The sequence below is a fragment of the Vibrio ostreae genome (assembly GCF_019226825.1).
In the GTDB taxonomy this organism is placed as follows: Bacteria; Pseudomonadota; Gammaproteobacteria; order Enterobacterales; family Vibrionaceae; genus Vibrio; species Vibrio ostreae.
In genome coordinates, this window is sequence record NZ_CP076643.1 from 3,181,576 (window position 1) to 3,203,987 (window position 22,412).

Consider the following 22,412-nt stretch of genomic DNA (forward strand, 5'->3'; position numbering starts at 1 on the left):
TTGGCCTAGATAGGGTATCTCAACAGGGAGAAGAGTGCTTATGCGTACCATCGAACCTATCGCTAAGCTTGACTTGGCCTTTTCAATACTGTGTTTACAACACAAATTCAATCATCCGATCGCCCGGGTGAGCAGGGCCGTATCCCATACTGGCGACGGCCACTTGTACGTTTTGTTTGGGGTATTGGCGTGGGCGTTGGATGGGCACAACGGACATCTTTTTTTGTATGCTGGTCTGCTGGCGTTTGCGTTTGAGTTACCGGTGTACTGGGGGTTAAAAAACAGCTTTCAGCGCCGTCGACCGGCAGAATTATCACCTCATCTGACCGCGTTTATTACTCCGTCTGATCGCTACAGCCTGCCATCCGGTCACACCGCAGCAGCGTTTGTAATGGCAACCCTGATTGGCCATTTCTATCCTGAGATTTATGCACTGGCCCTGTTATGGGCGGCATTGATTGGCAGTGCACGTATTTTGCTCGGGGTACATTTTTTAAGTGATGTACTGATTGGTGCCTGTCTGGGCATCGGCAGCGCGACTCTGTCGCTGTTATTGCTGGAGAGCTTCCTGTGAAGATCCTTTACGGTGTGCAAGGCACGGGCAACGGGCATATTACCCGTGCTCGCGCGATGTGTGAGGCATTTGCCCTGCGCGGTGCGCAAATTGACTTTTTGTTTTCCGGCCGGGCACAGAGACAATATTTCTCGATGGAGTGTTTTGGGGATTACCAGACCCGGCGTGGAATGACGTTTGCCACCGATAAGGGGCGGGTGAATTATTGTAAAACCGCACTCAATAACAGTCCGCTGCAACTGCTGCGCGAAATTAAGCAGTTGGATCTCTCTGCTTATGATCTGGTGCTGAACGACTTTGAACCGGTGTCCGCCTGGGCGGCAAAGCAGCAAAAGGTTTCTTGCATCGGCATTAGCCATCAGAACGCTTTTCGTTACTCGGTGCCCCTGAAAGGCGCGAGCTGGTTTGATAAAGTGATCATGCGCCGTTTCGCTCCGGCCGATCACCACCTTGGCCTGCACTGGTATCATTTTGAACAGCCGATTCTGCCGCCTATTGTGCACACTTCACTGCAACCGAGCAGCTGTCAGGATTACATTCTGGTCTATCTGCCGTTTGAAAACGTCGAAGAGGTGTGTGAGCTGCTGTTCCGTTTTGCTAATCACCAGTTTGTGTTTTATCACCCCAATATTGTTGAAGATGAGGTGATCGAGAACGTTGAGTTGCGCTCGCTTTGTCACAGTCGCTTTCAACAACATTTGCATCATTGTGCCGGTGTGATGGCCAATGGTGGTTTCGAGCTTCCGTCAGAGGCGATGTCGCTGGGTAAGAAACTTTTACTCAAGCCGCTGAATGGTCAGTTTGAACAGCAAAGTAATGTCGCGACATTAGATATTCTTGGCTTGGCGTCAGTGATGGATTTTCTCGATCCTTCCGCAGTGAGCCGCTGGCTGGATGAAAAACAGGCAGAGAAAGTGGTGTACCCTAATGTGGCGAATGCGATCGTTGATTGGGTGCTGAAAGGCCACTGGAATGATCACTCTGAGCTATGCAACAGTTTATGGCAGCAGGTCGATTTTCCGAGCTATGTCTCAATAAATTGATTGCTCTCATGATTGGATTTTATGCTTTTATTAACCCGCCAAATGATGGTTAACGATAAAACTTTTATTTATTAATCCAGTCAATGAGTGTGGTTATGTCATTGATGTCGATTTTTACATTTTTTTATAAAAAGCCAATGTATTGAATTGCATTGGCTTTTTTTGTGTTCGGGTAAAAAATACTGACTTTTTATCAATCGTATTGCCAATCGATTAGGGAATGTTGATATTAGATTTCCCGATGGATGTATCCGGTAGATAAATACCACCAATAATGGCTATTCACTTGCCCCTCCGGACATCAATAAGTCGTCGAATGTTTCGCGACTGTGAGCGAGACAACTACGAAGAGGCGTACCAAATGCTAGATAGAAAAGATACGATGAGCGCCATAGCCAGCTATCGAATGGAAAGTACATTACGTGGTGTAGACCTCAATTTGCTGACGGTGTTTGATGCTGTCATGCAAGAGCAGAATATTACCCGAGCCGCACACAACCTGGGCATGTCTCAACCGGCGGTGAGTAACGCCGTTGCCCGTCTGAAAGTGATGTTTAATGATGAGCTGTTTATGCGTCAGGGACGTGGTATCCAGCCAACCCAGCGTGCGCGTCAGTTGTTTGCTCCTATCCGTCAGGCTCTGCAATTAATTCGCAATGAACTGCCAAGTGCGGTGTTTGCCCCTGAATCTTCAACCCGTCTGTTTAAACTGGCGATTTGCAGTCCGTGTGATATTCGTTTCGCACCGCAAATCATGACCGGAATTCACCAGCAGGCTCCGAATGTTCAGCTGCATTTAGATGCGGAATTTGATCGTCAACTGGCTGAGCGTATGCGTTATCAGGAGATCGATTTCGTTATCGATTACGCTCATTTTGATGAGCAGGGCTTCTCCAGTACAGAAATCTTCCAGGATGAGCTGGTGGTCGTCACTTCAAAACACCATCCGCGTATTCAGGGGGCTGTGAGCCGTGAAGAGTTGGCACGCGAGCAGCACGCGAAGCTGTCCAAAGTCCATGGCCAGCGCAGTTTTTCTGAGCAGGCTTATCGTGAGCTCGATTGTCAGCCAAGCTACGAAGGCACCGGTCTGAGCAATGTACTGTATGTGGTTGGCCAGTCTGAGCTGGTGACCATTGCTCCACGCTGGATGGTAGAAAATGCCGCCAACAAGCAAGAGCTGCAAATGCTGGAGTTTCCGTTTGATCACGGCCGTATCAGTGGTTACCTGAGCTGGCATGAATCGAGTGAAAAAGACAAAGGACACATTTGGTTACGAGATCAGTTAATGATGATTTGTGGTAACGTGGTCGCCGGATAACCTGCCACTCAAGCCAGAAATGACCTCAGATTGAAGTGATTCAGTCTGAGGTTTTTTTATCTCTGTAGCACACCACGATTACTGATAACTTTGATATCCATCGTTGTCTTTTACTCCGCGAAAGGTAGACTTGCGCGCGAAATAGCTTACAGGTGTAAGCCAAAGGTAAATAGAGATGACGAAGTTGACTTTTCATATCGTTAAACGCATCCGGGAGCAGGTGGCTACCGGCAATAATCGAATCGCACTGCAACATAAAGTTGGCGGGCAATGGCAAGGTATCAGCTGGACGCAGTTCGGCCGGCAAATGGACGAACTGTCACTGGCACTACTGAGTCTGGGCCTTGATGTGCAGGACAAAATCGGCATCTTTGCCAATAACAGCCCGCGCTGGACGATGGCTGATTTTGCCGCGTTACAGATTCGGGCGGTATCAGTGCCTATCTACCCGACCAATACCCTCGAGCAGGCGGCTTTCATTGTCCAGGATGCGCAGGTAAAAGTTCTGTTTGTCGGTGAGCAGGCACAATATGACGCGGCGCGCCAGTTACTGGCACTGTGTCCGTCTTTGCAGCTTATCGTGGTGATGAGTGATGAGGTTGCAGTCCGCGATGAGCCGCAGGTTATTCACTGGCAGCAGTTTGTTGCTTCAGCTCAGCCCGAACAGCAATCACAGCTATCTGAGCGTCTGCTGCAGGCCAACGACGATGATCTGTTTACCCTGATTTATACCTCCGGCACGACTGGCAGACCGAAAGGGGTGATGCTGGACTATCGTAATGTGGCGGCACAGCTTAGTGGCCATGATCAGCGTCTGACCCTGACAGAGCAAGATGTATCACTCTGTTTCCTGCCTTTATCACATGTGTTTGAACGGGCCTGGACCTGTTTTGTGCTTTATAAGGGAGCGACTAACTGTTATCTGCAGGATGTCGCAGAAGTGCGTGATGCCCTGACCCAGGTGCGGCCGACAGTGATGTGTGCAGTGCCGCGTTTCTACGAGAAAATTTTCTCAGCCATTCACGACAAAGTCGCCAGCGCACCCTGGCATAAAAAGTGGCTGTTTACCTGGGCGGTCAACATGGGCGCCAAAATGGCCCAAAGCCGGGCGAGGCAGGTTAAGCCAGCCTGGCTATTGAGTCAGGCTTATCGGCTGGCCGACCGCCTGGTGCTGACTAAGCTGCGCGAGCTGCTTGGTGGCAGAGTGCGCTTTATGCCGTGCGGTGGGGCCAAACTCGATGCCACCATTGGCCGTTTTTTTCATGCGGTGGGGATCAACATTAAACTGGGCTACGGCATGACAGAAACCACGGCAACGGTCTCGTGCTGGGATGATGATACGTTTCATCCGGACTCGATCGGTACCATGATGCCGGGTGCCGAGGTGAAAATTGGTGCCAATAACGAAATCCTGGTTCGTGGTCCTATGGTGATGCGCGGTTACTACAACATGCCGCAAGAAACAGCGAGTGCCTTTGATGAGCAAGGATTCCTCAAGACCGGTGATGCGGGTTATCTGGATGCAGAAGGTAACCTGTTTATTACCGATCGGATTAAGGAGCTGATGAAAACATCAGGGGGTAAATACATAGCGCCGCAGATGATTGAAGGCACGCTGGGTAAGGATCATTTTATTGAGCAGATCGCGGTGATCGCGGATACGCGTAAATTCGTGTCGGCGCTGATCGTTCCCTGTTTTGATACTTTGGAACTCTATGCCAAACAGCTGAACATTAAGTATCAGGATCGCCTTGATCTCATCAAGCACAGTCAGATCATTGAGATGTTTGAGCAGCGTATCAACGATCTTCAGCATGGGCTGGCAAAATTTGAGCAGGTCAAAAAATTCAAATTGCTTCCCAAAACCTTTTCGATGCATGACGGAGAATTAACCCCGACGCAAAAACTGCGCAGAAAGGTGATTCATGACCGTTATCAGGATGAAATCGAAGAAATGTATCAGGATAAACCTGATCGCCGTTAAGACGATTAGGCTCTGATTTTACCTTCAATCCCCGCTGCCACTGGTGTGCGGGGATTTTGCTATTGGCAGACTGTGCTGGTGGTCTGATAGGTATTTTGTGTGGTTTTAATCCGGCTGCAGCAAAATATTCCACTTTTTTTTATGTGTATGGTTGCGTTACTGGCTGAATATGTAACCTGGGTTAGAATTGAACACTTGAGATTGCACTATTTGCCATATCTTGTCAGAAATGCGTGTTTTGGCCGGTTAGACCTGATGGAAATAAAGCGTTAAAGTTGTTGCGTTACCTTAGTACTTGTTATGACAAGTACGGGACATAGCCGAAAGCGGAAAGTTTTCGAATTAGGCTACGAATAAGCCCTAACTATGTATAACCCATCCCGTTTACTGACCTGGTAACTGGTGTTGGGTAAGGAGAAAATATGGCAATGTTATCCGGCGCAGAGATGGTGGTTCAGTCTCTGATCGAAGAAGGTGTAGAGCAAATCTTTGGCTACCCAGGTGGCTCCGTTCTCGATATCTACGACGCCCTGCACGAAAAAACTGACAGCATCAAACACGTTCTGGTTCGGCATGAACAGGCTGCTACGCATATGGCCGATGGTTATGCGCGTGCAACCGGTAAACCGGGTGTGGTTCTGGTCTGCTCTGGTCCGGGTGCGACCAATACCGTGACCGGTATTGCGACCGCATACATGGACTCTATCCCAATGATCGTTATTTCCGGCAACGTGGCGACCAATCTGATTGGTAATGACGCGTTCCAGGAGTGTGATATTGTCGGCGTCTCCCGTCCGATCGTGAAACACAGCTTCCTGGTGAAAAAAGCCGAAGACATTCCTGAGACGATCAAAAAAGCATTTTACATTGCATCCACCGGACGTCCCGGCCCTGTGGTTATCGACGTGCCAAAAGATGTGATGAATCCGCAGATCAAATTGCCTTATCAGTACCCTGAAAGTGTTAAAATGCGCTCTTACAACCCGACCACTTCCGGGCATAAAGGTCAGATCAAGAAAGCACTCAAAGCGCTGTTAGAAGCGAAAAAGCCGGTGCTGTACATTGGTGGCGGCGCGGTAATTTCCGAAGCGCACGAACAGGTGATCAAACTGGCGGAAGAGCTTAACTTGCCTGTGGTTAGTACCCTGATGGGGCTGGGCGCGTTTCCGGGCACCCACAAGAATTCTCTCGGTATGTTGGGCATGCACGGTGTGTATGAAGCCAACATGGCGATGCACAATGCCGATTTGATTTTCGGGGTCGGCGTGCGTTTTGATGATCGCACCACCAACAATCTGGAAAAATACTGTCCGGATGCCAAGATCATGCACATCGATATCGATCCATCCTCGATCTCGAAAAACGTCAAAGTTGATCTGCCGATTGTCGGCTCGGCTGACCAGGTGCTGGAAACCATGCTTAAGCTGCTGGCCGAGCAGTCAGAGCGTAATGACAGCGAAGCGCTGGCAGCGTGGTGGAGTGAGATCGAAGTCTGGCGTTCACGTCAGTGCCTGGCGTATGAAACCAATCCGGAGCGCATCAAACCACAGCAAGTGATTGAAACGCTGCACAAACTGACCAATGGTGATGCGTATGTAGCATCGGATGTGGGTCAGCACCAGATGTTTGCAGCCTTATACTACCCGTTCAATAAACCACGTCGCTGGATAAACTCCGGTGGTCTCGGTACGATGGGCTTTGGCCTGCCGGCTGGGATTGGGGTCAAGTTCGCCATGCCGGAAGAAGAAGTGGTGGTGGTGACGGGTGACGGCAGTATCCAGATGAATATTCAGGAACTGTCTACTGCGCTGCAGTACGATATTCCGGTCAAAATCATTAACCTTAACAACCGCTTCCTGGGTATGGTCAAGCAGTGGCAGGACATTATCTACCAGGGGCGTCACTCAAACTCATACATGAGTTCTGTGCCGGACTTTGCGGCAATCGCAGAAGCTTACGGCCATGTTGGTATTCGAATCTCCACTCCGGATGAACTGGAGGCGGGGCTGAAGAAAGCGCTGGATATGAAAGATCGTCTGGTGTTTGTCGATATCAACGTGGATGAAACGGAGCACGTCTACCCAATGCAAATCAAAGGCGAGGGGATGGACAAAATGTGGTTAAGCAAAACGGAGCGAACTTAAGATGAGACATATTATTTCACTACTACTAGAAAACCAGCCGGGTGCTTTGTCTCGTGTTGTTGGCTTGTTCTCACAGCGTGGCTATAACATTGAAACCCTCAATGTGTCGCCAACCGATGATGAGACCTTATCGCGTCTTAACATCACCACCACCTCAAACGAGATGCAGCTTGAGCAGATTCAGAAGCAGCTGCACAAGCTGATTGATGTGCTCAAAGTGCAGGAAGTGACGGAGTTTGAGCATATCGAACGTGAACTGATGCTGGTTAAGGTCAAAGCCAGTGGTTTTGCCCGTGCCGAAGTGAAACGTACTGCTGATATTTTCCGTGGTCAGATTGTTGATGTGACCGCCTCACAATACACAGTCCAGTTGGCAGGCAGCAGTGATAAGCTTGATGCTTTCATCGACGCGATTGCGGAAGTGACCGATGTGATCGAAGTGGCGCGTAGTGGTGTGGTGGGCATTGCCCGCGGTGAGCGTGCACTGCGCGGTTAACGAAGCCGTCAAATAAAAAAACCAGCCGCATGGCTGGTTTTTTTATGTTCAAGCAACTTGGATATTCAAACCACTCTTATCTTTAAGCGACCACAGCGGGCGAAGCGCTTTGCTCCGCCCGGTGAGGCTTAGTGCAGGATACGTGCGCGAATCGTGCCTTCGATGTTCTTGAGTTTGTCCAGCGCTTCTTCTGAACGTTCTGCTTCAACGTCAATCACCACGTAGCCGATCTCCGGAGAGGTTTGCAGGTACTGGGCTGCGATGTTGATGCCATCCTGAGCAAAGATGGTGTTGATTTGAGTCAGGATACCCGGACGGTTCTGGTGGATGTGCAGCAGACGAGAGGTGTTACGCTGCTCTGGCAGTGAGACCTCTGGGAAGTTCACGCTCGACAAGGTTGAACCATTGTCTGAATATTTCGCCAGTTTGCCCGCCACTTCAATCCCGATGTTTTCCTGGGCTTCCTGAGTTGAACCACCCACGTGCGGAGTCAGCAGTACGTTGTCGAACTTCATCAGCGGTGATTCGAACGCTTCTTTGTTTGAGCCAGGTTCAGTCGGGAATACGTCGATGGCGGCACCAGACAGGTGGCCTGACTCCATCGCATCACACAGGGCCGGAATATCGACCACAGTACCGCGTGCTGCGTTGATAAAAATCGAGCCCGGTTTCATGCGTGCGAATTCTTCTTTACCCATCATGTCTTTGGTACCTGCTGTTTCAGGCACATGCAGCGAGATCACGTCACACTTGTTCAGCAGCTCACTCATGGTGTGCACCTGAGTGGCGTTACCTAATGACAGTTTGTTCTCGATGTCATAGTAGTAAACATGCATGCCGAGGTTTTCAGCAATAATGCCCAGCTGAGTACCGATATGGCCGTAACCGATGATGCCAAGTTTCTTGCCACGTGCTTCGTAAGAGTTGTCCGCACTCTTTTTCCATACACCGCGGTGTGCCAGGGCGTTTTTCTCAGGAATACCGCGCAGCAGCAACAGAATTTCGCCTAATACCAGTTCTGCCACACTACGTGTGTTCGAGAATGGGGCGTTAAATACCGGAATACCACGTTTGGCAGCCGCGTTCAGATTAACCTGGTTAGTACCGATACAGAAACAACCAATTGCGACCAGCTTCTCTGCTGCGTCGATCACTTTCTCTGTCAGGTTAGTGCGGGAGCGAATACCAATAAAGTGAACGTCTTTGATTGCTTCAAGCAATTCAGATTCGTCCATTGAACCTTTGTGGTATTCGATGTTGGTATAGCCGGAAGCTTGCAGAACTTCAACTGAAGATGGGTGAAGTCCTTCAAGGAGCAGGATTTTAATTTTGTCTTTTTCCAGTGAAACTTTGGCCATTGTTCTCGTCCTTAAATATGGGAAGTGGGCAAAAGAAGCTATCCCTTTTCTCCCTGAAATTGCAGTGGTGTGTGCCGTACAGAACGGCCGGGCCACACAATCAGCTAAGCTCAACGGGCAAGTTTGCCTGCTGACTAACTGCAACTCCAAGTTGTTTTGGGTATATCACCCAACGAAACGCGTCATTATAGAGGCTTTTACAACGAAGCAAACGTTTGCATTGTGTATCTTCTATGCAATAAGTTAACAAAAAATTTTTGCTTTGGGTAAGAAAATTACGGAATAAGGCATAATTTTATTGGAGAAAAGAAATAAAAAACGGCACCCCAGGTGCCGTTTGTAGTCAAATGACTGAAAAAATACGATTGTTTCAATCTTATTCTGCGATTTTCGCGCCTTGCGGGGTACCGGTGATCACCACATCAGCACCACGATGGGCAAACAGGCCATTGGTGACCACACCGGCGATGGCGTTGATGTCGGCTTCCAGTGCTTTCGGGTTGGTGATACGCATGTTGTATACATCCAGAATGATGTTGCCGTTGTCCGTTACCACGCCTTCACGGTACACAGGATCACCACCCAGTTTGACCAGCTGACGTGCCACGTAAGAGCGCGCCATCGGGATCACTTCCACCGGCAGCGGGAATTCGCCCAGCACATCGACGGCTTTGCTGCCATCGACGATACAGACAAATTTATCGGCAATTGCTGCAACGATCTTCTCACGGGTCAGTGCGGCACCACCGCCTTTGATCATCTCGCGTTGCGGGTTGATCTCGTCCGCACCATCGACATAAATATCCAGGCTGATGACGTCGTTGCAGTCAAATACTTCAATGCCTAAGCCTTTGAGCTTTTCGGTTGATGCCACAGAGCTGGAGACGGCACCTTTAATATCATCTTTGATCGAACCCAGAGCATCGATGAAGTGATTGACGGTCGAGCCGGTACCGACACCGACAATGCTGCCTTTTTCTACGTATTTCAGCGCAGCCCAACCGGCGGCTTTTTTCATTTCATCTTGAGTCATGCCCATCTCCTGATTTCGATTGTGTGAGGACGCAGTTTTGCGCGGCGCGATTATACCCGCAAACTAAGGTGATATGTACTCAAACAGAGCGATAATGCGCTTTGTGAAGCGGTTCTGGATCACGCTTTCCATTGCCACAAACGGCTGGGAGTGAGAATTTTGGGCAGAGGAACATCCCACGCTTCGGTCGGCAGTTGTTCGACATGCTGACAGTCATGAGCCAGGCCAATCGGCATCGCTCCCTGACCGGTTTTAAACCAGCTTTCCAGGGTGCGATCATAATAGCCGCCCCCCATACCAAGCCGGTGTCCGTGTGAGTCAAATGCGACCAGCGGAGTACAGATAAGGTCCAGCTCTCGCACTGGCTTCACCAGGGGCTGATTGAGCTTAGGCTCGAGGATACCGTACTTGTTAAAGGTCATTGCCGTATCGGTATCATAACGTAAGAACAGCAGGTTACCGGCGGAGAACGGATGCAGGACAGGCAGATACACCGATTTACCCTGGGACCACAGCCATTCGATCAGTGGCTGGGTATCGAGTTCTCCGTCAGTCGACAGATAGAGGGCGATGTGCTGACAGGTGTGCATTTCAGGCAGTGCGGCGAAACGTCGGATCAGATCCTGACTGGCCTGATAATGAATATCGCTGGTCAGTTCATTACGTCGTTGACGGATGAGCTTACGCAGCTCAGGACGAGAGTATTGCATAAGAGGGACCCCAGGGTGCCGTTGAGGATTGTGGCCCTTGAACCAGCTGGTTCAAGGCGGATCAGCAAGGATAACCGTAGGCTTCTCGATACGAGCCGAGCTTGCTCAATAGCTACCAAATACTAACCCTTTGGTGTTGCTTATCGGCTCAGGGACTTACATCCGCTGACGAACACCCCAGGGAAAATTCGTTGTATGGTAAAGGCTACAGCTCTCCTGGCCTGACTTTACGTAGTGCTTCTTCAAGAGAAGCAGCGAGCTTTTCCATTCGCCCGTTTATTTCCGACTGCTGACCGTCTTTTTCCTGCTGCTTGGTTTGCAGCTCATAACAGATGTTCAGCGCGGCGATGGTCAGTAGCTTAACCTCATTGGTTACCTTAGTACGATCGGCCATCTCTTTCAATCGTCGGTCGAGGTCTTGGGCGGCAGTTAACAATGATGCTTCTTGTCCCGGTGGACAGTTAACCCGAGTTACTTTGCCTAAAATTTCAACGTCAACCGCTTGATTACTCATGATAAATGAACTCTATTCGCGTACTAGGATGATATCGCTTACGTGACCATCGAGGGTCAAACTATAGGTAAAGCGATAGTAAGATTCAAGCTTTTCACACTCGGAATCAAAAATTGTCAGGACAAAAACACAGTTATTGGGCAATTTGCATAAAAGCTGGTCACAATTGATGATGTGAGCGTTTTCGCCGGATCGCTGAAGTGGTACGATGGCAGTTATTTGCCTGAATACGAGCCCATTATGAGCGATAACACCTTCCCTGATTACGCAACTCTAGCTTCTGAACTGCAGTCGGCCGCCGTTGGCGTGACACCGGCAGAACTGCATGGTCTGCTGACCGGCATGCTGTCTGGTGGCCTGAGTCTGCATGATAAAAGCTGGCAAGCGCTGATTTTCGATTACACCAACGACGGAATGGGCTGGCCGGTCCAGGCGCTGACACTGGCTGAGCAAACGCTTAACGCCACCAGTGCGGAACTGACGGCAACGGATCTGGAACTGACCCTGCTGCTGCCGGCAGAGCAGGGTGAACACGCACTGATGCTGTTTGCTGATGCCGTTGCGGAGTGGGTCAATCACTTTATCTCTGGGCTTGGCCTGGTTGGCGCTAAAGTACAGAACGCGTCAGCGGTAGCCAAAGAAGCGTTGGAAGATCTGGAAGAGATCGCCAAGCTGGGGATTGATGAAGAGGATGATCTGGAAGAGCAGGCACAACTGCTGGAGCAGGTGATCGAGCATGTCAAAGCCTGCGTACTGACTCTGCACGCCGAGTTCGGTGTTAAACCGCAAAAAGATTCTCAACCAACCATTCACTAAGTGAGGTGTCAGTGAACGAGGTGCACTGTTTTGATGTGATTATCGCCGGTGGTGCGATGGCGGGCGCAACCCTGGCTCTGGCCCTGGACAAGCTCAGTCATGGCCGCTTATCCGTGGCGGTTGTAGAAGCATATCAGCCGGATCATGACCAGCATCCCGGGTTTGACGCCCGATCGATTGCGCTGTCGCATGGTACGGTGCAGATTTTAACCTCGTTAGGGCTGTGGCAGACCATTGCCCCGGTCGCCTCACCGATTTCACATATTCATGTCTCGGATCGTGGCCATGCCGGTATGACCGATATCAGCAAGGACACACTCGCTATTGATGCCCTGGGGTATGTGGTTGAGCTGGCGGATGTGGGCCGTTTGTATGCCGGGTTAATCGAACAAAGCACTGCGATTCGGTTGTTTTGCCCGTCCAGCGTCACGTCGGTGGTGCGTCAGCACAACCAGGTGGAGGTGACGCTGAACAGCGGTGAACACCTGCAGGCTAAAATGCTGGTGGCGGCTGACGGTGCGGTTTCAACCTGTTGCGAACAGGTCGGCATGGCTCTGGCCGAGCATGATTTCGGTCAGGTGGCCGTGATTGCCAACGTGGTGGCCAGTGAAGCCCATCAGGGACGCGCGTTTGAGCGCTTTACCGAGCACGGCCCGGTGGCTTTACTGCCGATGCGTGATAATCGTCTGTCTCTGGTATGGTGTCTGCCGCCACAACTGGCCGAACAGGTGATGGCGCTGGATGATGCCGCTTTCATGGCGCAATTGCAGCAGGCGTTTGGCTGGCGGCTGGGCGCATTTGTCAAAGCCGGTAAACGCAGCGCTTATCCGCTGCTGCTGCGTCACCGTGAGCAGAATGTCTCACACCGGTTTGCGATTGTCGGTAATGCCGCGCAGACGCTGCATCCCATCGCGGGGCAGGGATTTAATCTTGGTATCCGCGATGTAGCCTCTCTGGCCGAAGAGCTGACCCGAGGTGATGAGCTGGGCTGTTACGCGCAGTTGCACCGTTTTAGTCAGCGCCGCGCTGCGGATCGTCAGCACACCATTACGCTGACCTCGGCTCTGGTGCACCTGTTCTCCAATGATTTACTGGCACTGCGTATCGGCCGTAATCTTGGCCTGGCAGCGATGGATAACCTGCCGCTTCTGAAATCTCCTTTACTGCGCCGCACTCTGGGCGTAGTGAATCGATAAAGGGTATAAAAAATTATGATGCAAAGCGTGGATATTGCGATTGTTGGCGGCGGTATGGTCGGACTGGCTCTGGCTGCGGCATTTAAAGAGACTGATCTGCGAATCGCGGTAATTGAAGGCAAGATTCCCCACGAAGGGTTGAATGAACTGCCGGATGTACGCGTCTCTGCGCTCAGTCGCTCCAGTGAGATCATCCTCAGTAATCTAGGGGCCTGGCGTGGCATCATGAGTCGCCGTGCGGCGCCTTATCATGCGATGGAAGTGTGGGAACAGGACAGTTTTGCGCGGATTGAATTCAGTGCTAACCATCTCACTCAGCCAAATCTGGGCCATATTGTCGAAAACCGTGTGATTCAACTGGCGCTGCTCGACCAGGTCAAACAGCAATCCAATGTCTCGCTGTTTATGCCGGCTACCTGTCAGAACCTGGCGGTTGGCGAAAGCGAAGCGTGGCTGACTCTAAGTAATGGTCAGGCTCTGACGGCCAAGCTGGTGGTTGGTGCTGATGGCGCGAACTCCTGGGTGCGCAAACAGCTCGATATCCCGCTCACTCACTGGGACTACGGCCACAGCGCGGTCGTGGCGAATGTGCGCACTGCAGAGCCGCATCAGTCGGTGGCGCGGCAGATTTTTACGCCGCAGGGCCCGCTGGCCTTTTTGCCGATGGGGCATCCGCTGATGAGTTCCATCGTCTGGTCGACCGAAACCTCGCGCGCAGAGCGCCTGGTCGCGATGGATGATGCTTCATTCAACAAGGCGCTGACAACGGAATTTGATGTCAAACTCGGTTTGTGTGAAGTGGTTGGGGAACGCTATGCCTTCCCGCTTAAAATGCGTTACGCGCGCGATTTTGCCGTTGAGCGGGTGGCTCTGGTCGGGGATGCTGCGCATACTATTCATCCGCTGGCCGGGCAGGGGGTGAACCTCGGATTGCTGGATGCTGCCAGTCTGGCTCAGGAAGTGATGACACTGTGGGAGCAGGGACAGGATATCGGCACCAAGCGTAACTTACGCGGCTATGAACGCTGGCGCAAAGCCGAGGCCGCTAAAATGATTGCCGCCATGCAGGGTTTTAAAGATCTGTTTGCCGGTGATAATCCGGCCAAGAAACTGATTCGTGGCATTGGCATGCGCCTGGCGGGGCAGTTGCCTGGGGCGAAAGATGAAATTATGAAACATGCGCTGGGACTGAAAGGCGATCTGCCGCAGTTGGCCAAAGTCGCGCCTAAAAGCATGGTTTAGTCTGGATAAGACGGAAAGTTAAAAGGGTTGGCGTAAAAGCCAACCCTTTTTTGTTTGCGGGAACTCAGGTTATGCATAGGCGCAGCGCAAGCGCATAATTTCCTGGTTGACCTCTTTGACGGTCTGGTAATGGCGTGATTCAGCACGCTCCGGCAAGATCAGCTTGCCGTTATCAAATTCAAACTTACCGACACCGTAGATATAGATTCGACCTTTAAAAAGACGACTAACATGTTTAGCTATCATACCAGGTGTATAGCGCTTAAACAGTCTCATTTCTCGATCCTTTCTTTGTTGCTGCGCTGCATAGTATACGAATAAACCCGCTTCAAGAGTGTGATGGCCCGGGGATACCTGCAGCGAATATCAAATTACATGGATATTTGTGCTGCTACGTGCAAATTTGCCGATGAGTATCCATTTTTATGTGACTTTAACCCAGCAAAACAGCAGTTAATTTGGTTTCTTCAGTCAGAGCGCCGCTATTTAGCCAAAGTAATGTGACACTGTTAAGAATAGTTGTCCTGAATTAAAAGGTGTAAGAAACATGTCATTATTTGCATAAAAAAAAGCCCGCAGTCAGATGCGGGCCAAATAGTCACAGATGCATTACACAAAAAGTGGATGTCCTGAAACAATCAGTGGATTCACTTTTTTGTTGGAGAAGGATATCAACCGAGTCGTACCTCTGATTGAACTTTACCAACGTCGAGAGAGTAAACGAAAATCTGGCGTGTGACTATTTATGTTTTAACATTGGATAAAAATTCACGATCCAATGATGCTAAATTGGAGGTGGATCACGATCACATGTAATGGATTACACGGATTTGCATCACTTAATCACGTTGAATATGTGCAAACTGTGGCTGACAAAGTTGAATCAGATCGTTTGGCGCCAGGCCGATCCCGGCCATTAACGATCCGCTGCTGATCGTAACCATGCGGTGCGCACAGATGGCATGATCAAAAATGACCGGCATCGGTGTACGCAGCAAGAGCGGGGTCACGGTTCCTATCCGGTAACCGGTGATCGCTTCCACCTGGCTGAGATCAACACAGGTCATACGGCGCCAGTTGAGCAGGGCTCGAACCTTTTTCGGATCCACGCTGCGATCGCCGGGCGTACAGGCCAGGGCAAATCGATCACTCATATCGCGCAGCAGGATGCATTTCACCATTTGGGCAGGGTTGATACCACGCTGATGTGCGGCATCTTCTATTGTCTGAGCTGCGCTGTGGTGAGGCAGCAGGTGATAGGCCACCTGCTGCTGGTCGAGATACTCAGTGAGCGGGGTGCGCAGTGAGTTATTCATCATCTAAAGAATAAGGCAGGGCTTCAATCACCCAGCGCGTATTCGGTTGAGCGGTCAGACGTAACTCAGTACCGGCCTCAAGATTATTGGGCAGGACAATCAGGCCGATGGCGCTGTTATCAGAGAAGGTGTAATGTGCCATCAGATGGCCGGCACTGCGCCAGTTGTCACCAACCGAGCGTTCCATCTGCTGCGCTTCATCAGTAGACAGCGGCTCATTCACATCACCGCGCACTATGTACATCGCACGTTTGTTGATACCGCGATATTTTGCCCGGGCAACGGTTTCCTGACCGGTATAGCAGCCTTTACTGAAACTGATACCGCCCAATGCCTGCACATTGACCGCCTGCGGAATATGTTCGCTTTGCTCAGAGCGTTCAATCACCGGAATCGCTTCTTCGATATCAAAACGGGTCCACAGGGTCGCATCCGCTTTGACCGCTTCACTTTGGCTGACCAGTTGTGCAGCGTGATCTTCATTCAGCAGCAGTAACCAGCGCTGGGCGCTGATCCGCACCGCCGTACCACCTTCGATGGCACGGACGTCACCTTCGCTGTTACTCAAGCTATTAATGTAGGCGTCAGCGCCGTTGCCCATGACGCCCAGTGCCACATCCTGGCTGTGCGTCAGTTCGATCTTAGAGAAAATCGCGTATTTTTTCAGTTCGCGCAGTTCCGCTTCAATTGCCGATACAGGTTGGAACATCGCGTAACCATCATGGTGATGGAACAGACGAAATACCGACCATACCTTGCCTTTGGCGTCGCAATGCGCGCCGAAGGTGGATTGTTGGCTTTGCAGCGATACCACATCGCAGGTCACCTGACCTTGCAGGTAGCTTTTTTTATCCGCACCAACGGCAGTAATCGCACCCCAGTTATCCAGATGGGTCAGCATCAGGTCTGGCAGGGCATCAGTTGGTTTGACGCGCAGCGGAGCAAATGTGTTTTTCCAGTTCATATCCTTCACCTGGGTGAAATCTCGTTTCACTTCATACTTCTGTCGGTTATTGCAGCGCGTTGAAAGCCACGACCTGATGTTAGGGCAGGTTGGCGGATGGAATCCCGGCTGCAACGATGTTGGTTTTAACAATCATGTTGTTTTAACAATATGGTAATCTGGTTCAAGTTTTTTGTCAGCATCAACAGGGACTGTGACTGAGTTACTAGTTGAGCGCCTTGTCTGTTGATAGACTTGGCGCAAATAATCATAAGGTGAGGATAACCGATGTACACCCCGGAAGAAAAAGCGCGAATCAAATGGGCATGCCGCCGCGGAATGCTGGAGCTTGACGTAGTCATCATGCCATTCTTCGAAGAGTGTTTTGACTCTCTGACTGAATCAGAACAACAAGACTTTGTTTCCCTGCTGGAGTGTGATGATCCGGACTTGTTTACCTGGGTCATGGGGCATGGACGCTCTGAAAATCTCGGCCATGCGTCGATGGTGGACAAGATTGTCGCTCATAACCTCGGCAAAGTCCGTTAAGCTCTACCTATTTCCCTCCTTCTACGCCCACATCGTTGCGCTGTTACAATTTAACATGCTGATATGGGCGTTGCTTATCTCCGCCATCCCTGTTGTTGTTAGTTTGGTTATTATTGCGATATGGCTGCGTGTGGCGCTGTGTGGCTGGCTGACGCCGACCCTGAGCGGAGCCGTGGACATCGATTTTTCCGGCCGGTTGCGGACGCAGGATAACGATGAACCTATTCGCTCGGTTGGCTTTAAGTTTGCGTTTGCTTTTGTGGTTATCGTCACGCCGCAACGGCGTTGGCTGTTGTGGCGTGATAGCTGTCGCGACGGCGATTATCGTCAGCTACTGGTGAGACTAAAACGGGAGCTGTGACGTTCCCGTTGCTATGATGAGGTTATTGCTGGTCCGGTGTCAGTATGGTCGGACCGCTGTCAGGCTGCAGTTGCGGATAGTCCAGAGTGTAATGCAGGCCGCGGCTCTCTTTACGTTGCATTGCGCAGCGTACCATCAGCTCCGCGACCTGGAGCAGGTTACGCAGTTCGAGCAGGTTATTGGATACCCGGAAGTTACTGTAATACTCATGGGTTTCCTGTTGCAGCAGTTGAATGCGGCGCAGGGCTCGTTCGAGGCGTTTGTCGGTGCGAACGATACCCATGTAGTCCCACATAAACAGACGCAGCTCGTGCCAGTTATGCTGGATGACCACTTCCTCGTCGGAACAGGTAACCTGGCTTTCATCCCAGCTTGGTACTTCCGGCGCTAAAGTCGCTTCTTTAACTTTACTGAGGATATCTTTCGCGGCTGACCAGGCGTAGACCACACATTCAAGCAGAGAGTTTGAGGCCATACGATTGGCACCATGCAGGCCGGTATAGCTTACTTCACCAATCGCATACAGCTGCCGGAGGTCGGTCTGGCCCTGCTGATTGACCATCACCCCGCCACAGGTGTAGTGCGCCGCCGGTACAATCGGAATCGGCTCTTTGGTCATATCGATGCCGAGATCCATCAGACGGCTGTAAATCATCGGGAAATGTTTCTCGATAAAATCGGCCGGTTTATGGCTGATGTCGAGATACATGCAGTCGGCGCCGAGACGTTTCATCTCGTAGTCGATGGCCCTGGCGACTACATCACGCGGTGCCAGTTCGCCACGCTCATCAAAGTCCGGCATAAAGCGTGAGCCGTCAGGACGGCGCAGGTAAGCGCCTTCGCCGCGCAGGGCTTCGGTGAGCAGGAAGTTGCGAGCATCCGGATGATAAAGGCAGGTCGGATGGAATTGGTTGAATTCCAGGTTCGCCACCCGACAGCCGGCGCGCCAGGCGATCGCAATGCCGTCACCGGAAGAGACATCCGGGTTGGACGTGTACTGATACACTTTAGATGCGCCGCCGGTGGCCAGGACAACAAACTTAGAGCGAATCACTTCAACGTGTTCGTCATTCCGGTTCCAGACATAAGCGCCAATCACTTTTTTCTCGTCACCACCGACTTTGTCTTCGGTGATCAAATCCAGAGCGTTGTAGCGTTCGAACAGAGTAATGTTAGGGTGATTATGAACGTTATCCTGCAAGGATGTCTGCACCGCCATGCCTGTAGCATCAGCAGCATGCAGAATGCGGCGATGGCTGTGGCCACCTTCGCGGGTCAGGTGATAACGGGGTTCTTCATCATCGCTGCTGTCTTCTTCTTTATCGAACGGGACACCACCGTCAATCAGCCATTGCACGCACTCTTTGGCATGTTCAGCGATAAAACGCACTGTGTCTGGTTCACAAAGACCGGCACCGGCGATCAAAGTGTCCTCGACATGTGAGTCGATACTGTCCGATTCGTCAAAAACCGCGGCAATACCGCCCTGAGCATAATACGTTGACCCTTCACTGCGCGGGCCTTTACTCAAAACGATGACTTTACAGTGTTTGGCGACACGCAGCGCTAACGACAAACCTGCTGCTCCGCTGCCCACAACTAATACATCACACTGATGTTCTCGGTTGGCGTTCATAAAATGTTTATATTCCCGAACTAGAGTAGAGCTGTCCTGCTCTGCTGCAAAATTAATTATGTCTGTCCTTTCATGCTTAGTCAGGTGCATGTGCCGCATCTGACAAAGCATGGAGAAGCGCTGCGCGCACAAAATAATGTGCGCTGACCCGAACATACCCGTATGGACTATGAGGGTATCATCATCGCGCCAAAAGCAATACTTTATAAATACTATTGTCTTTTGTGATTGCTGTCCCCAATATCAGGGGAGAATCCCAACAATTTAGATTACATCACATTGCACCGGGAAAAAGGTAAAATTTTTCACCGGGTGTTGAACTTTCCCTGCGCGATTGAGTCACAATAGTGCTCATGTAAGCAGTGGTGTCAAGACAGCATTCTGCATAATTAGTGCCCATATCTGAGAAGGTAGGGGAGATAACAATAGGAGTAACCGCTCGAATGAACGAGCAGCTGACCGATCAAGTGTTGATTGAGCGAGTTCAGAATGGCGATAAGCAGGCATTTAATCTTCTGGTGCTGAGATATCAGAACAAAGTATGCAATCTTATCTCCAGGTATGTGAGCAATTCAGGTGATGTAGCCGACGTAGCGCAGGAAGCGTTTATTAAAGCGTATCGGGCGATCCCCACATTTCGTGGCGAGAGTGCCTTCTATACCTGGCTGTACCGTATTGCTGTCAATACCGCGAAAAATCACATCGTGGCGCAAAACCGCCGCCCGCCGGCAAGCGATGTTGATGCTGAAGAAGCTGAATTTTACGAAAGCGGTAACGCGCTTAAAGAAATATCGAACCCAGAAAACATTACGCTGTCCAAAGAGTTAAAGCAGGCGGTGTTTCATGCGATAGAAGCGTTACCTGAAGATTTAAAAACCGCGATGACGTTACGCGAGCTTGATGGCTTGAGTTACGAAGATATCGCAGAAGTCATGGATTGCCCCGTAGGTACGGTGCGTTCTCGTATCTTCCGTGCTCGTGAAGCGGTAGAAAAGAGAATCCGTTCTCTTTTATAGCGCAAACCAGCAAATTTAATGGTGAAAAGAATGGCTGACAAAGAAAAACTTTCAGCGCTCATGGATGGAGAGCTGGTCGATAAGCTGCTAATTCAGGAATTAGCCAGCGACAAGGACAGTCTCGATACGTGGAAGAATTACCACCTGATTGGTGATGTAATGCGTGGCGAGGCACCTGAACGGCCAGAGTGGAATATCGCTGAAAGGGTTGCCTTGGCGTTGGAAAACGAACCTGCGCACACCCTGCATCACGCTGCTCATGCCAATGTTACCCAGCTTGACCAAGTCCGGATCGAAGAACAGCCGCAGCCGAAACAGGCGCGTCGTCAGCTTCCGGGCTGGTTGTCCCAGTTTGGTCAGGTCGCAGTGGCGGCTTGTGTCTCTTTAGCGGTAATCATTGGTGTACAGCAATATGGCGGCAGCGACAGCGCAGGCGCGCAGGATCAGCAGTTGCCTGTCCTGCAGACCATCCCGTTTTCCGGCAGTGCTGAGCCAGTAAGTCTGACCCGTGACTCAATGGAAAGACACAGTTCGGAAGCGAACGTGCAGGAACAGCGCCGTCGTGTGAATGCGTTGCTGCAAGACTATGAACTTCAATTAAGATTGAATAGTGAGAGCCTGAGCGCTCAACCAGATTCAGTTGAACCGGTAGTTGAATGAAAAAACTTCTGATCAGTGCTCTGGCGCTGTTCAGCTTGAGTGCATCGCCAGTCTTTGCTGAGGATTCCTCAGCAAAGACTTTGTTGCATCAGATGAACGAAGCCAGTCAGCACCTCAATTACGAGCTGTCCTATATCCTGATTAAGAAAAACAGCATTGAACCTTTGCTGTATCGCCATGCGCGGGAAAAAGACAATCAGCAACTGGCCCATTTGGTTTACCTCAGCGGGCCGGTGCGTGAAGTGATCCGGCGTGGTAATGAGGTCAGTTATGTCGAGCCGGGCGTAGAACCCTTTACCATTGAATCTGGTAACATGGTCGCGCCGACCATTCCGATGCTCAACAGTGATGTGGCTGAGATCAGCCAGTATTACGACTTTGTCAAAGTCGGCCGCGCACGTGAAGCCGGTACGGCATGTCAGGTACTGCGCGTAGTGCCGAAAGATGGGCTGCGTTACTCGTACGTGTTATGGGTCGATGAAAATAGTCACCTGCCGCTGCGCGCCGATTTGGTCGATCGTGACGGAGAAGTACTGGAACAGTACCGCACGATTTCTTATTCTATCAGCGACCAGTTGGTGGAGATGATGTCCGGCCTGAATAAGGTGCAGTTACCTGAAGTGCTGTCGCTGCCGAAAGGTAACATTGAGGATACTTTCTGGTCTGTTGGCTGGACACCGGAAGGGTTTAAACCTCTCGAGCTTAACCGCTACCGCATGGCCATTACCGAGCGGGTCGTGGAAAGCCAGATGTTCTCAGATGGTCTGTTCAGCTTCTCGGTGTACGTCTCGGACAGTGACAACTTCTCCCTCAAGGGACAATTGGTTCGTCAGGGCCGGCGCACACTGCACAGTTTTGTGAAAGGTAACAACGAAATTTCGGTTGTGGGTGATATCCCGCCGGATACTGCCAAGCGTATTGCGCAGTCTGTGACCTTTAAGGCCCATGAGGAAGCCAAACCATGATGACCGCACTTGCTACCGTGACCGATGTGCACAGCCAGCGAAATGGCTACCACATTGCGCTCAGTTGTGAACAAAAAACCAGTTGCAGCAGCTGCGCGTCAGCCAAAAGCTGCGGCACGGGAATTGTGTCCAAAGCGGTTGGCAAAAAGTCGCTGTTGTGGCAGCTCGATACCGAGCAAAAAGTCACACCGGGTCAGGTGGTGGAAATCGGTTTTCCGGAAAAAAGTCTGCTTCAGTCGGCGGCACTGGTTTATCTGCTGCCTCTGGTCATGATGATCCTGGGTGCCTGGCTTGGTGATGCCTGGCTGGCGCCTGCGCTCGGTGCGGGAGAAGGCGTGACGATTGCCTGCTCGGCACTGTTTATCGGTGTTGGGATTGCTCTTGCCAAGCGCTGGTCGGTGAATCTGGAACGGCGCAGTGCGCAGGAAGTGATCTTGGTCCGGATTCTGGGCGAGCCGATTGCTTAGTCGGTTAGCAATTTTGGGTCGGTTAGCAATTTGGGGTCGGTTAGCTGCTTTTGGCCGGCCAGCGACCTTGG

Annotated in this window: 23 protein-coding genes and 1 other RNA gene; 15 read left to right on the forward strand and 9 right to left on the reverse strand. The window is 51.0% G+C overall.

What is annotated here, in order from left to right:
• The first annotated feature begins 40 nt into the window (after window positions 1-40).
• The 6 genes from KNV97_RS20865 (at window position 41) to ilvN (ending at window position 7,559) form a co-directional block, all read left to right on the forward strand.
• A complete protein-coding gene (locus tag KNV97_RS20865; protein WP_136485977.1) occupies window positions 41-574 on the forward strand; it encodes a phosphatase PAP2 family protein in 534 nt (177 codons plus the stop codon).
• Window positions 571-1,617: an MJ1255/VC2487 family glycosyltransferase gene (locus KNV97_RS20870; RefSeq protein ID WP_218562684.1), complete on the forward strand. Its 1,047-nt coding sequence runs from the start codon at window positions 571-573 to the stop codon at window positions 1,615-1,617. The genes KNV97_RS20865 and KNV97_RS20870 overlap by 4 nt, the downstream gene beginning before the upstream one ends.
• Window positions 1,618-1,978: 361 nt before the next feature.
• The gene (leuO, locus tag KNV97_RS20875) at window positions 1,979-2,935 is read left to right on the forward strand and encodes a transcriptional regulator LeuO (protein WP_136485981.1); all 957 of its coding nucleotides are present in this window, start codon (window positions 1,979-1,981) and stop codon (window positions 2,933-2,935) included.
• Between the two features lie 175 nt (window positions 2,936-3,110).
• Window positions 3,111-4,919, forward strand: a complete 1,809-nt coding sequence (locus KNV97_RS20880; RefSeq protein WP_218562685.1) for an AMP-dependent synthetase/ligase — start codon at window positions 3,111-3,113, stop codon at window positions 4,917-4,919.
• A gap of 422 nt (window positions 4,920-5,341) precedes the next feature.
• Window positions 5,342-7,063 carry an acetolactate synthase 3 large subunit gene (locus tag KNV97_RS20885; protein ID WP_218562686.1) on the forward strand — a complete coding sequence of 574 codons (1,722 nt, stop codon included), beginning with the start codon at window positions 5,342-5,344 and terminating at the stop codon, window positions 7,061-7,063.
• A gap of 1 nt (window position 7,064) precedes the next feature.
• Entirely contained in the window at window positions 7,065-7,559 is a 495-nt protein-coding gene (gene ilvN, locus KNV97_RS20890) for an acetolactate synthase small subunit (RefSeq protein WP_136485987.1), read from the forward strand.
• Between the two features lie 128 nt (window positions 7,560-7,687).
• On the opposite strand, the gene serA is transcribed toward ilvN, so the two are convergent.
• From serA to KNV97_RS20915, 5 genes are all read right to left on the reverse strand, one after another.
• Window positions 7,688-8,917 (reverse strand): phosphoglycerate dehydrogenase, encoded by a 1,230-nt coding sequence (gene serA / locus KNV97_RS20895; RefSeq protein WP_218562687.1) that lies wholly within the window; start codon window positions 8,915-8,917, stop codon window positions 7,688-7,690.
• A gap of 376 nt (window positions 8,918-9,293) precedes the next feature.
• Complete coding sequence (rpiA, locus tag KNV97_RS20900) at window positions 9,294-9,950, reverse strand: ribose-5-phosphate isomerase RpiA (RefSeq protein ID WP_218562688.1); 657 nt, start codon at window positions 9,948-9,950, stop codon at window positions 9,294-9,296.
• A 119-nt stretch (window positions 9,951-10,069) separates the two neighbouring features.
• Complete coding sequence (locus KNV97_RS20905) at window positions 10,070-10,660, reverse strand: 5-formyltetrahydrofolate cyclo-ligase (RefSeq protein WP_136485993.1); 591 nt, start codon at window positions 10,658-10,660, stop codon at window positions 10,070-10,072.
• Window positions 10,661-10,663: 3 nt separating this feature from the next.
• A non-coding RNA gene (gene ssrS / locus KNV97_RS20910) (6S RNA) lies at window positions 10,664-10,847 on the reverse strand.
• Between the two features lie 18 nt (window positions 10,848-10,865).
• Window positions 10,866-11,174: a cell division protein ZapA gene (locus KNV97_RS20915; RefSeq protein ID WP_218562689.1), complete on the reverse strand. Its 309-nt coding sequence runs from the start codon at window positions 11,172-11,174 to the stop codon at window positions 10,866-10,868.
• A 240-nt stretch (window positions 11,175-11,414) separates the two neighbouring features.
• On the opposite strand from KNV97_RS20915, the gene KNV97_RS20920 reads away from it, so the two are divergent.
• The 3 genes from KNV97_RS20920 to KNV97_RS20930 are packed head-to-tail and all read left to right on the forward strand — an operon-like array spanning window position 11,415 to window position 14,428.
• Window positions 11,415-11,990: a YecA/YgfB family protein gene (locus tag KNV97_RS20920; protein ID WP_136485997.1), complete on the forward strand. Its 576-nt coding sequence runs from the start codon at window positions 11,415-11,417 to the stop codon at window positions 11,988-11,990.
• A 56-nt stretch (window positions 11,991-12,046) separates the two neighbouring features.
• Window positions 12,047-13,186: a 2-octaprenyl-6-methoxyphenyl hydroxylase gene (ubiH, locus tag KNV97_RS20925; RefSeq protein WP_407701916.1), complete on the forward strand. Its 1,140-nt coding sequence runs from the start codon at window positions 12,047-12,049 to the stop codon at window positions 13,184-13,186.
• A gap of 15 nt (window positions 13,187-13,201) precedes the next feature.
• Window positions 13,202-14,428: an FAD-dependent 2-octaprenylphenol hydroxylase gene (locus tag KNV97_RS20930; RefSeq protein WP_136486001.1), complete on the forward strand. Its 1,227-nt coding sequence runs from the start codon at window positions 13,202-13,204 to the stop codon at window positions 14,426-14,428.
• A gap of 69 nt (window positions 14,429-14,497) precedes the next feature.
• On the opposite strand, the gene KNV97_RS20935 is transcribed toward KNV97_RS20930, so the two are convergent.
• From KNV97_RS20935 to ygfZ, 3 genes are all read right to left on the reverse strand, one after another.
• Entirely contained in the window at window positions 14,498-14,704 is a 207-nt protein-coding gene (locus KNV97_RS20935; protein ID WP_218562690.1) for a DUF1107 domain-containing protein, read from the reverse strand.
• Window positions 14,705-15,267: 563 nt separating this feature from the next.
• Complete coding sequence (locus tag KNV97_RS20940; RefSeq protein ID WP_206208412.1) at window positions 15,268-15,747, reverse strand: aminoacyl-tRNA deacylase; 480 nt, start codon at window positions 15,745-15,747, stop codon at window positions 15,268-15,270.
• The gene (gene ygfZ / locus KNV97_RS20945; RefSeq protein WP_136486005.1) at window positions 15,737-16,708 is read right to left on the reverse strand and encodes a tRNA-modifying protein YgfZ; all 972 of its coding nucleotides are present in this window, start codon (window positions 16,706-16,708) and stop codon (window positions 15,737-15,739) included. Before ygfZ ends, KNV97_RS20940 begins: the two co-directional genes overlap by 11 nt.
• A 267-nt stretch (window positions 16,709-16,975) precedes the next feature.
• Here ygfZ and KNV97_RS20950 point away from each other — a divergent pair, with 267 nt between their 5' ends.
• Both KNV97_RS20950 and KNV97_RS22065 read left to right on the forward strand, forming a co-directional pair.
• On the forward strand, window positions 16,976-17,236 hold the full coding sequence (locus KNV97_RS20950; RefSeq protein ID WP_136486007.1) for an FAD assembly factor SdhE: 261 nt from the start codon (window positions 16,976-16,978) through the stop codon (window positions 17,234-17,236).
• The gene (locus KNV97_RS22065; protein WP_256612443.1) at window positions 17,205-17,597 is read left to right on the forward strand and encodes a hypothetical protein; all 393 of its coding nucleotides are present in this window, start codon (window positions 17,205-17,207) and stop codon (window positions 17,595-17,597) included. The genes KNV97_RS20950 and KNV97_RS22065 overlap by 32 nt, the downstream gene beginning before the upstream one ends.
• A gap of 22 nt (window positions 17,598-17,619) precedes the next feature.
• On the opposite strand, the gene nadB is transcribed toward KNV97_RS22065, so the two are convergent.
• On the reverse strand, window positions 17,620-19,233 hold the full coding sequence (nadB, locus tag KNV97_RS20960; RefSeq protein WP_136486009.1) for an L-aspartate oxidase: 1,614 nt from the start codon (window positions 19,231-19,233) through the stop codon (window positions 17,620-17,622).
• 443 nt (window positions 19,234-19,676) lie between these two features.
• On the opposite strand from nadB, the gene rpoE reads away from it, so the two are divergent.
• Genes rpoE through KNV97_RS20980 form a run of 4 tightly spaced genes read left to right on the forward strand, consistent with a single transcriptional unit; the run spans window position 19,677 to window position 22,341 of the window.
• Window positions 19,677-20,249, forward strand: coding sequence for an RNA polymerase sigma factor RpoE (gene rpoE / locus KNV97_RS20965; protein WP_136486011.1), 573 nt, complete (start codon window positions 19,677-19,679; stop codon window positions 20,247-20,249).
• Between the two features lie 30 nt (window positions 20,250-20,279).
• Window positions 20,280-20,909, forward strand: a complete 630-nt coding sequence (locus KNV97_RS20970; protein WP_136486013.1) for a sigma-E factor negative regulatory protein — start codon at window positions 20,280-20,282, stop codon at window positions 20,907-20,909.
• A complete protein-coding gene (gene rseB / locus KNV97_RS20975; RefSeq protein ID WP_136486015.1) occupies window positions 20,906-21,874 on the forward strand; it encodes a sigma-E factor regulatory protein RseB in 969 nt (322 codons plus the stop codon). The genes KNV97_RS20970 and rseB overlap by 4 nt, the downstream gene beginning before the upstream one ends.
• Complete coding sequence (locus KNV97_RS20980; RefSeq protein WP_218562691.1) at window positions 21,871-22,341, forward strand: SoxR reducing system RseC family protein; 471 nt, start codon at window positions 21,871-21,873, stop codon at window positions 22,339-22,341. The genes rseB and KNV97_RS20980 overlap by 4 nt, the downstream gene beginning before the upstream one ends.
• Window positions 22,342-22,412 lie beyond the last annotated feature (71 nt).

What these genes read in the sequence shown, in the direction of transcription:
- KNV97_RS20950 (WP_136486007.1), top strand. Translation starts at nt 16,976, where the DNA reads ATGTACACCCCGGAAGAAAAAGCGCGAATCAAATGGGCATGCCGCCGC.
- KNV97_RS20935 (WP_218562690.1), bottom strand. Translation starts at nt 14,704, where the DNA reads ATGAGACTGTTTAAGCGCTATACACCTGGTATGATAGCTAAACATGTT.
- KNV97_RS20885 (WP_218562686.1), top strand. Translation starts at nt 5,342, where the DNA reads ATGGCAATGTTATCCGGCGCAGAGATGGTGGTTCAGTCTCTGATCGAA.
- KNV97_RS20905 (WP_136485993.1), bottom strand. Translation starts at nt 10,660, where the DNA reads ATGCAATACTCTCGTCCTGAGCTGCGTAAGCTCATCCGTCAACGACGT.
- KNV97_RS20940 (WP_206208412.1), bottom strand. Translation starts at nt 15,747, where the DNA reads ATGATGAATAACTCACTGCGCACCCCGCTCACTGAGTATCTCGACCAG.
- rpiA (WP_218562688.1), bottom strand. Translation starts at nt 9,950, where the DNA reads ATGACTCAAGATGAAATGAAAAAAGCCGCCGGTTGGGCTGCGCTGAAA.
- ygfZ (WP_136486005.1), bottom strand. Translation starts at nt 16,708, where the DNA reads ATGAACTGGAAAAACACATTTGCTCCGCTGCGCGTCAAACCAACTGAT.
- rpoE (WP_136486011.1), top strand. Translation starts at nt 19,677, where the DNA reads ATGAACGAGCAGCTGACCGATCAAGTGTTGATTGAGCGAGTTCAGAAT.
- KNV97_RS20930 (WP_136486001.1), top strand. Translation starts at nt 13,202, where the DNA reads ATGATGCAAAGCGTGGATATTGCGATTGTTGGCGGCGGTATGGTCGGA.
- ilvN (WP_136485987.1), top strand. Translation starts at nt 7,065, where the DNA reads ATGAGACATATTATTTCACTACTACTAGAAAACCAGCCGGGTGCTTTG.
- KNV97_RS20970 (WP_136486013.1), top strand. Translation starts at nt 20,280, where the DNA reads ATGGCTGACAAAGAAAAACTTTCAGCGCTCATGGATGGAGAGCTGGTC.
- leuO (WP_136485981.1), top strand. Translation starts at nt 1,979, where the DNA reads ATGCTAGATAGAAAAGATACGATGAGCGCCATAGCCAGCTATCGAATG.
- KNV97_RS20980 (WP_218562691.1), top strand. Translation starts at nt 21,871, where the DNA reads ATGATGACCGCACTTGCTACCGTGACCGATGTGCACAGCCAGCGAAAT.
- ubiH (WP_407701916.1), top strand. Translation starts at nt 12,047, where the DNA reads ATGGCGGGCGCAACCCTGGCTCTGGCCCTGGACAAGCTCAGTCATGGC.
- KNV97_RS20920 (WP_136485997.1), top strand. Translation starts at nt 11,415, where the DNA reads ATGAGCGATAACACCTTCCCTGATTACGCAACTCTAGCTTCTGAACTG.
- KNV97_RS20865 (WP_136485977.1), top strand. Translation starts at nt 41, where the DNA reads ATGCGTACCATCGAACCTATCGCTAAGCTTGACTTGGCCTTTTCAATA.
- KNV97_RS20915 (WP_218562689.1), bottom strand. Translation starts at nt 11,174, where the DNA reads ATGAGTAATCAAGCGGTTGACGTTGAAATTTTAGGCAAAGTAACTCGG.
- serA (WP_218562687.1), bottom strand. Translation starts at nt 8,917, where the DNA reads ATGGCCAAAGTTTCACTGGAAAAAGACAAAATTAAAATCCTGCTCCTT.
- KNV97_RS20880 (WP_218562685.1), top strand. Translation starts at nt 3,111, where the DNA reads ATGACGAAGTTGACTTTTCATATCGTTAAACGCATCCGGGAGCAGGTG.
- nadB (WP_136486009.1), bottom strand. Translation starts at nt 19,233, where the DNA reads ATGAACGCCAACCGAGAACATCAGTGTGATGTATTAGTTGTGGGCAGC.
- rseB (WP_136486015.1), top strand. Translation starts at nt 20,906, where the DNA reads ATGAAAAAACTTCTGATCAGTGCTCTGGCGCTGTTCAGCTTGAGTGCA.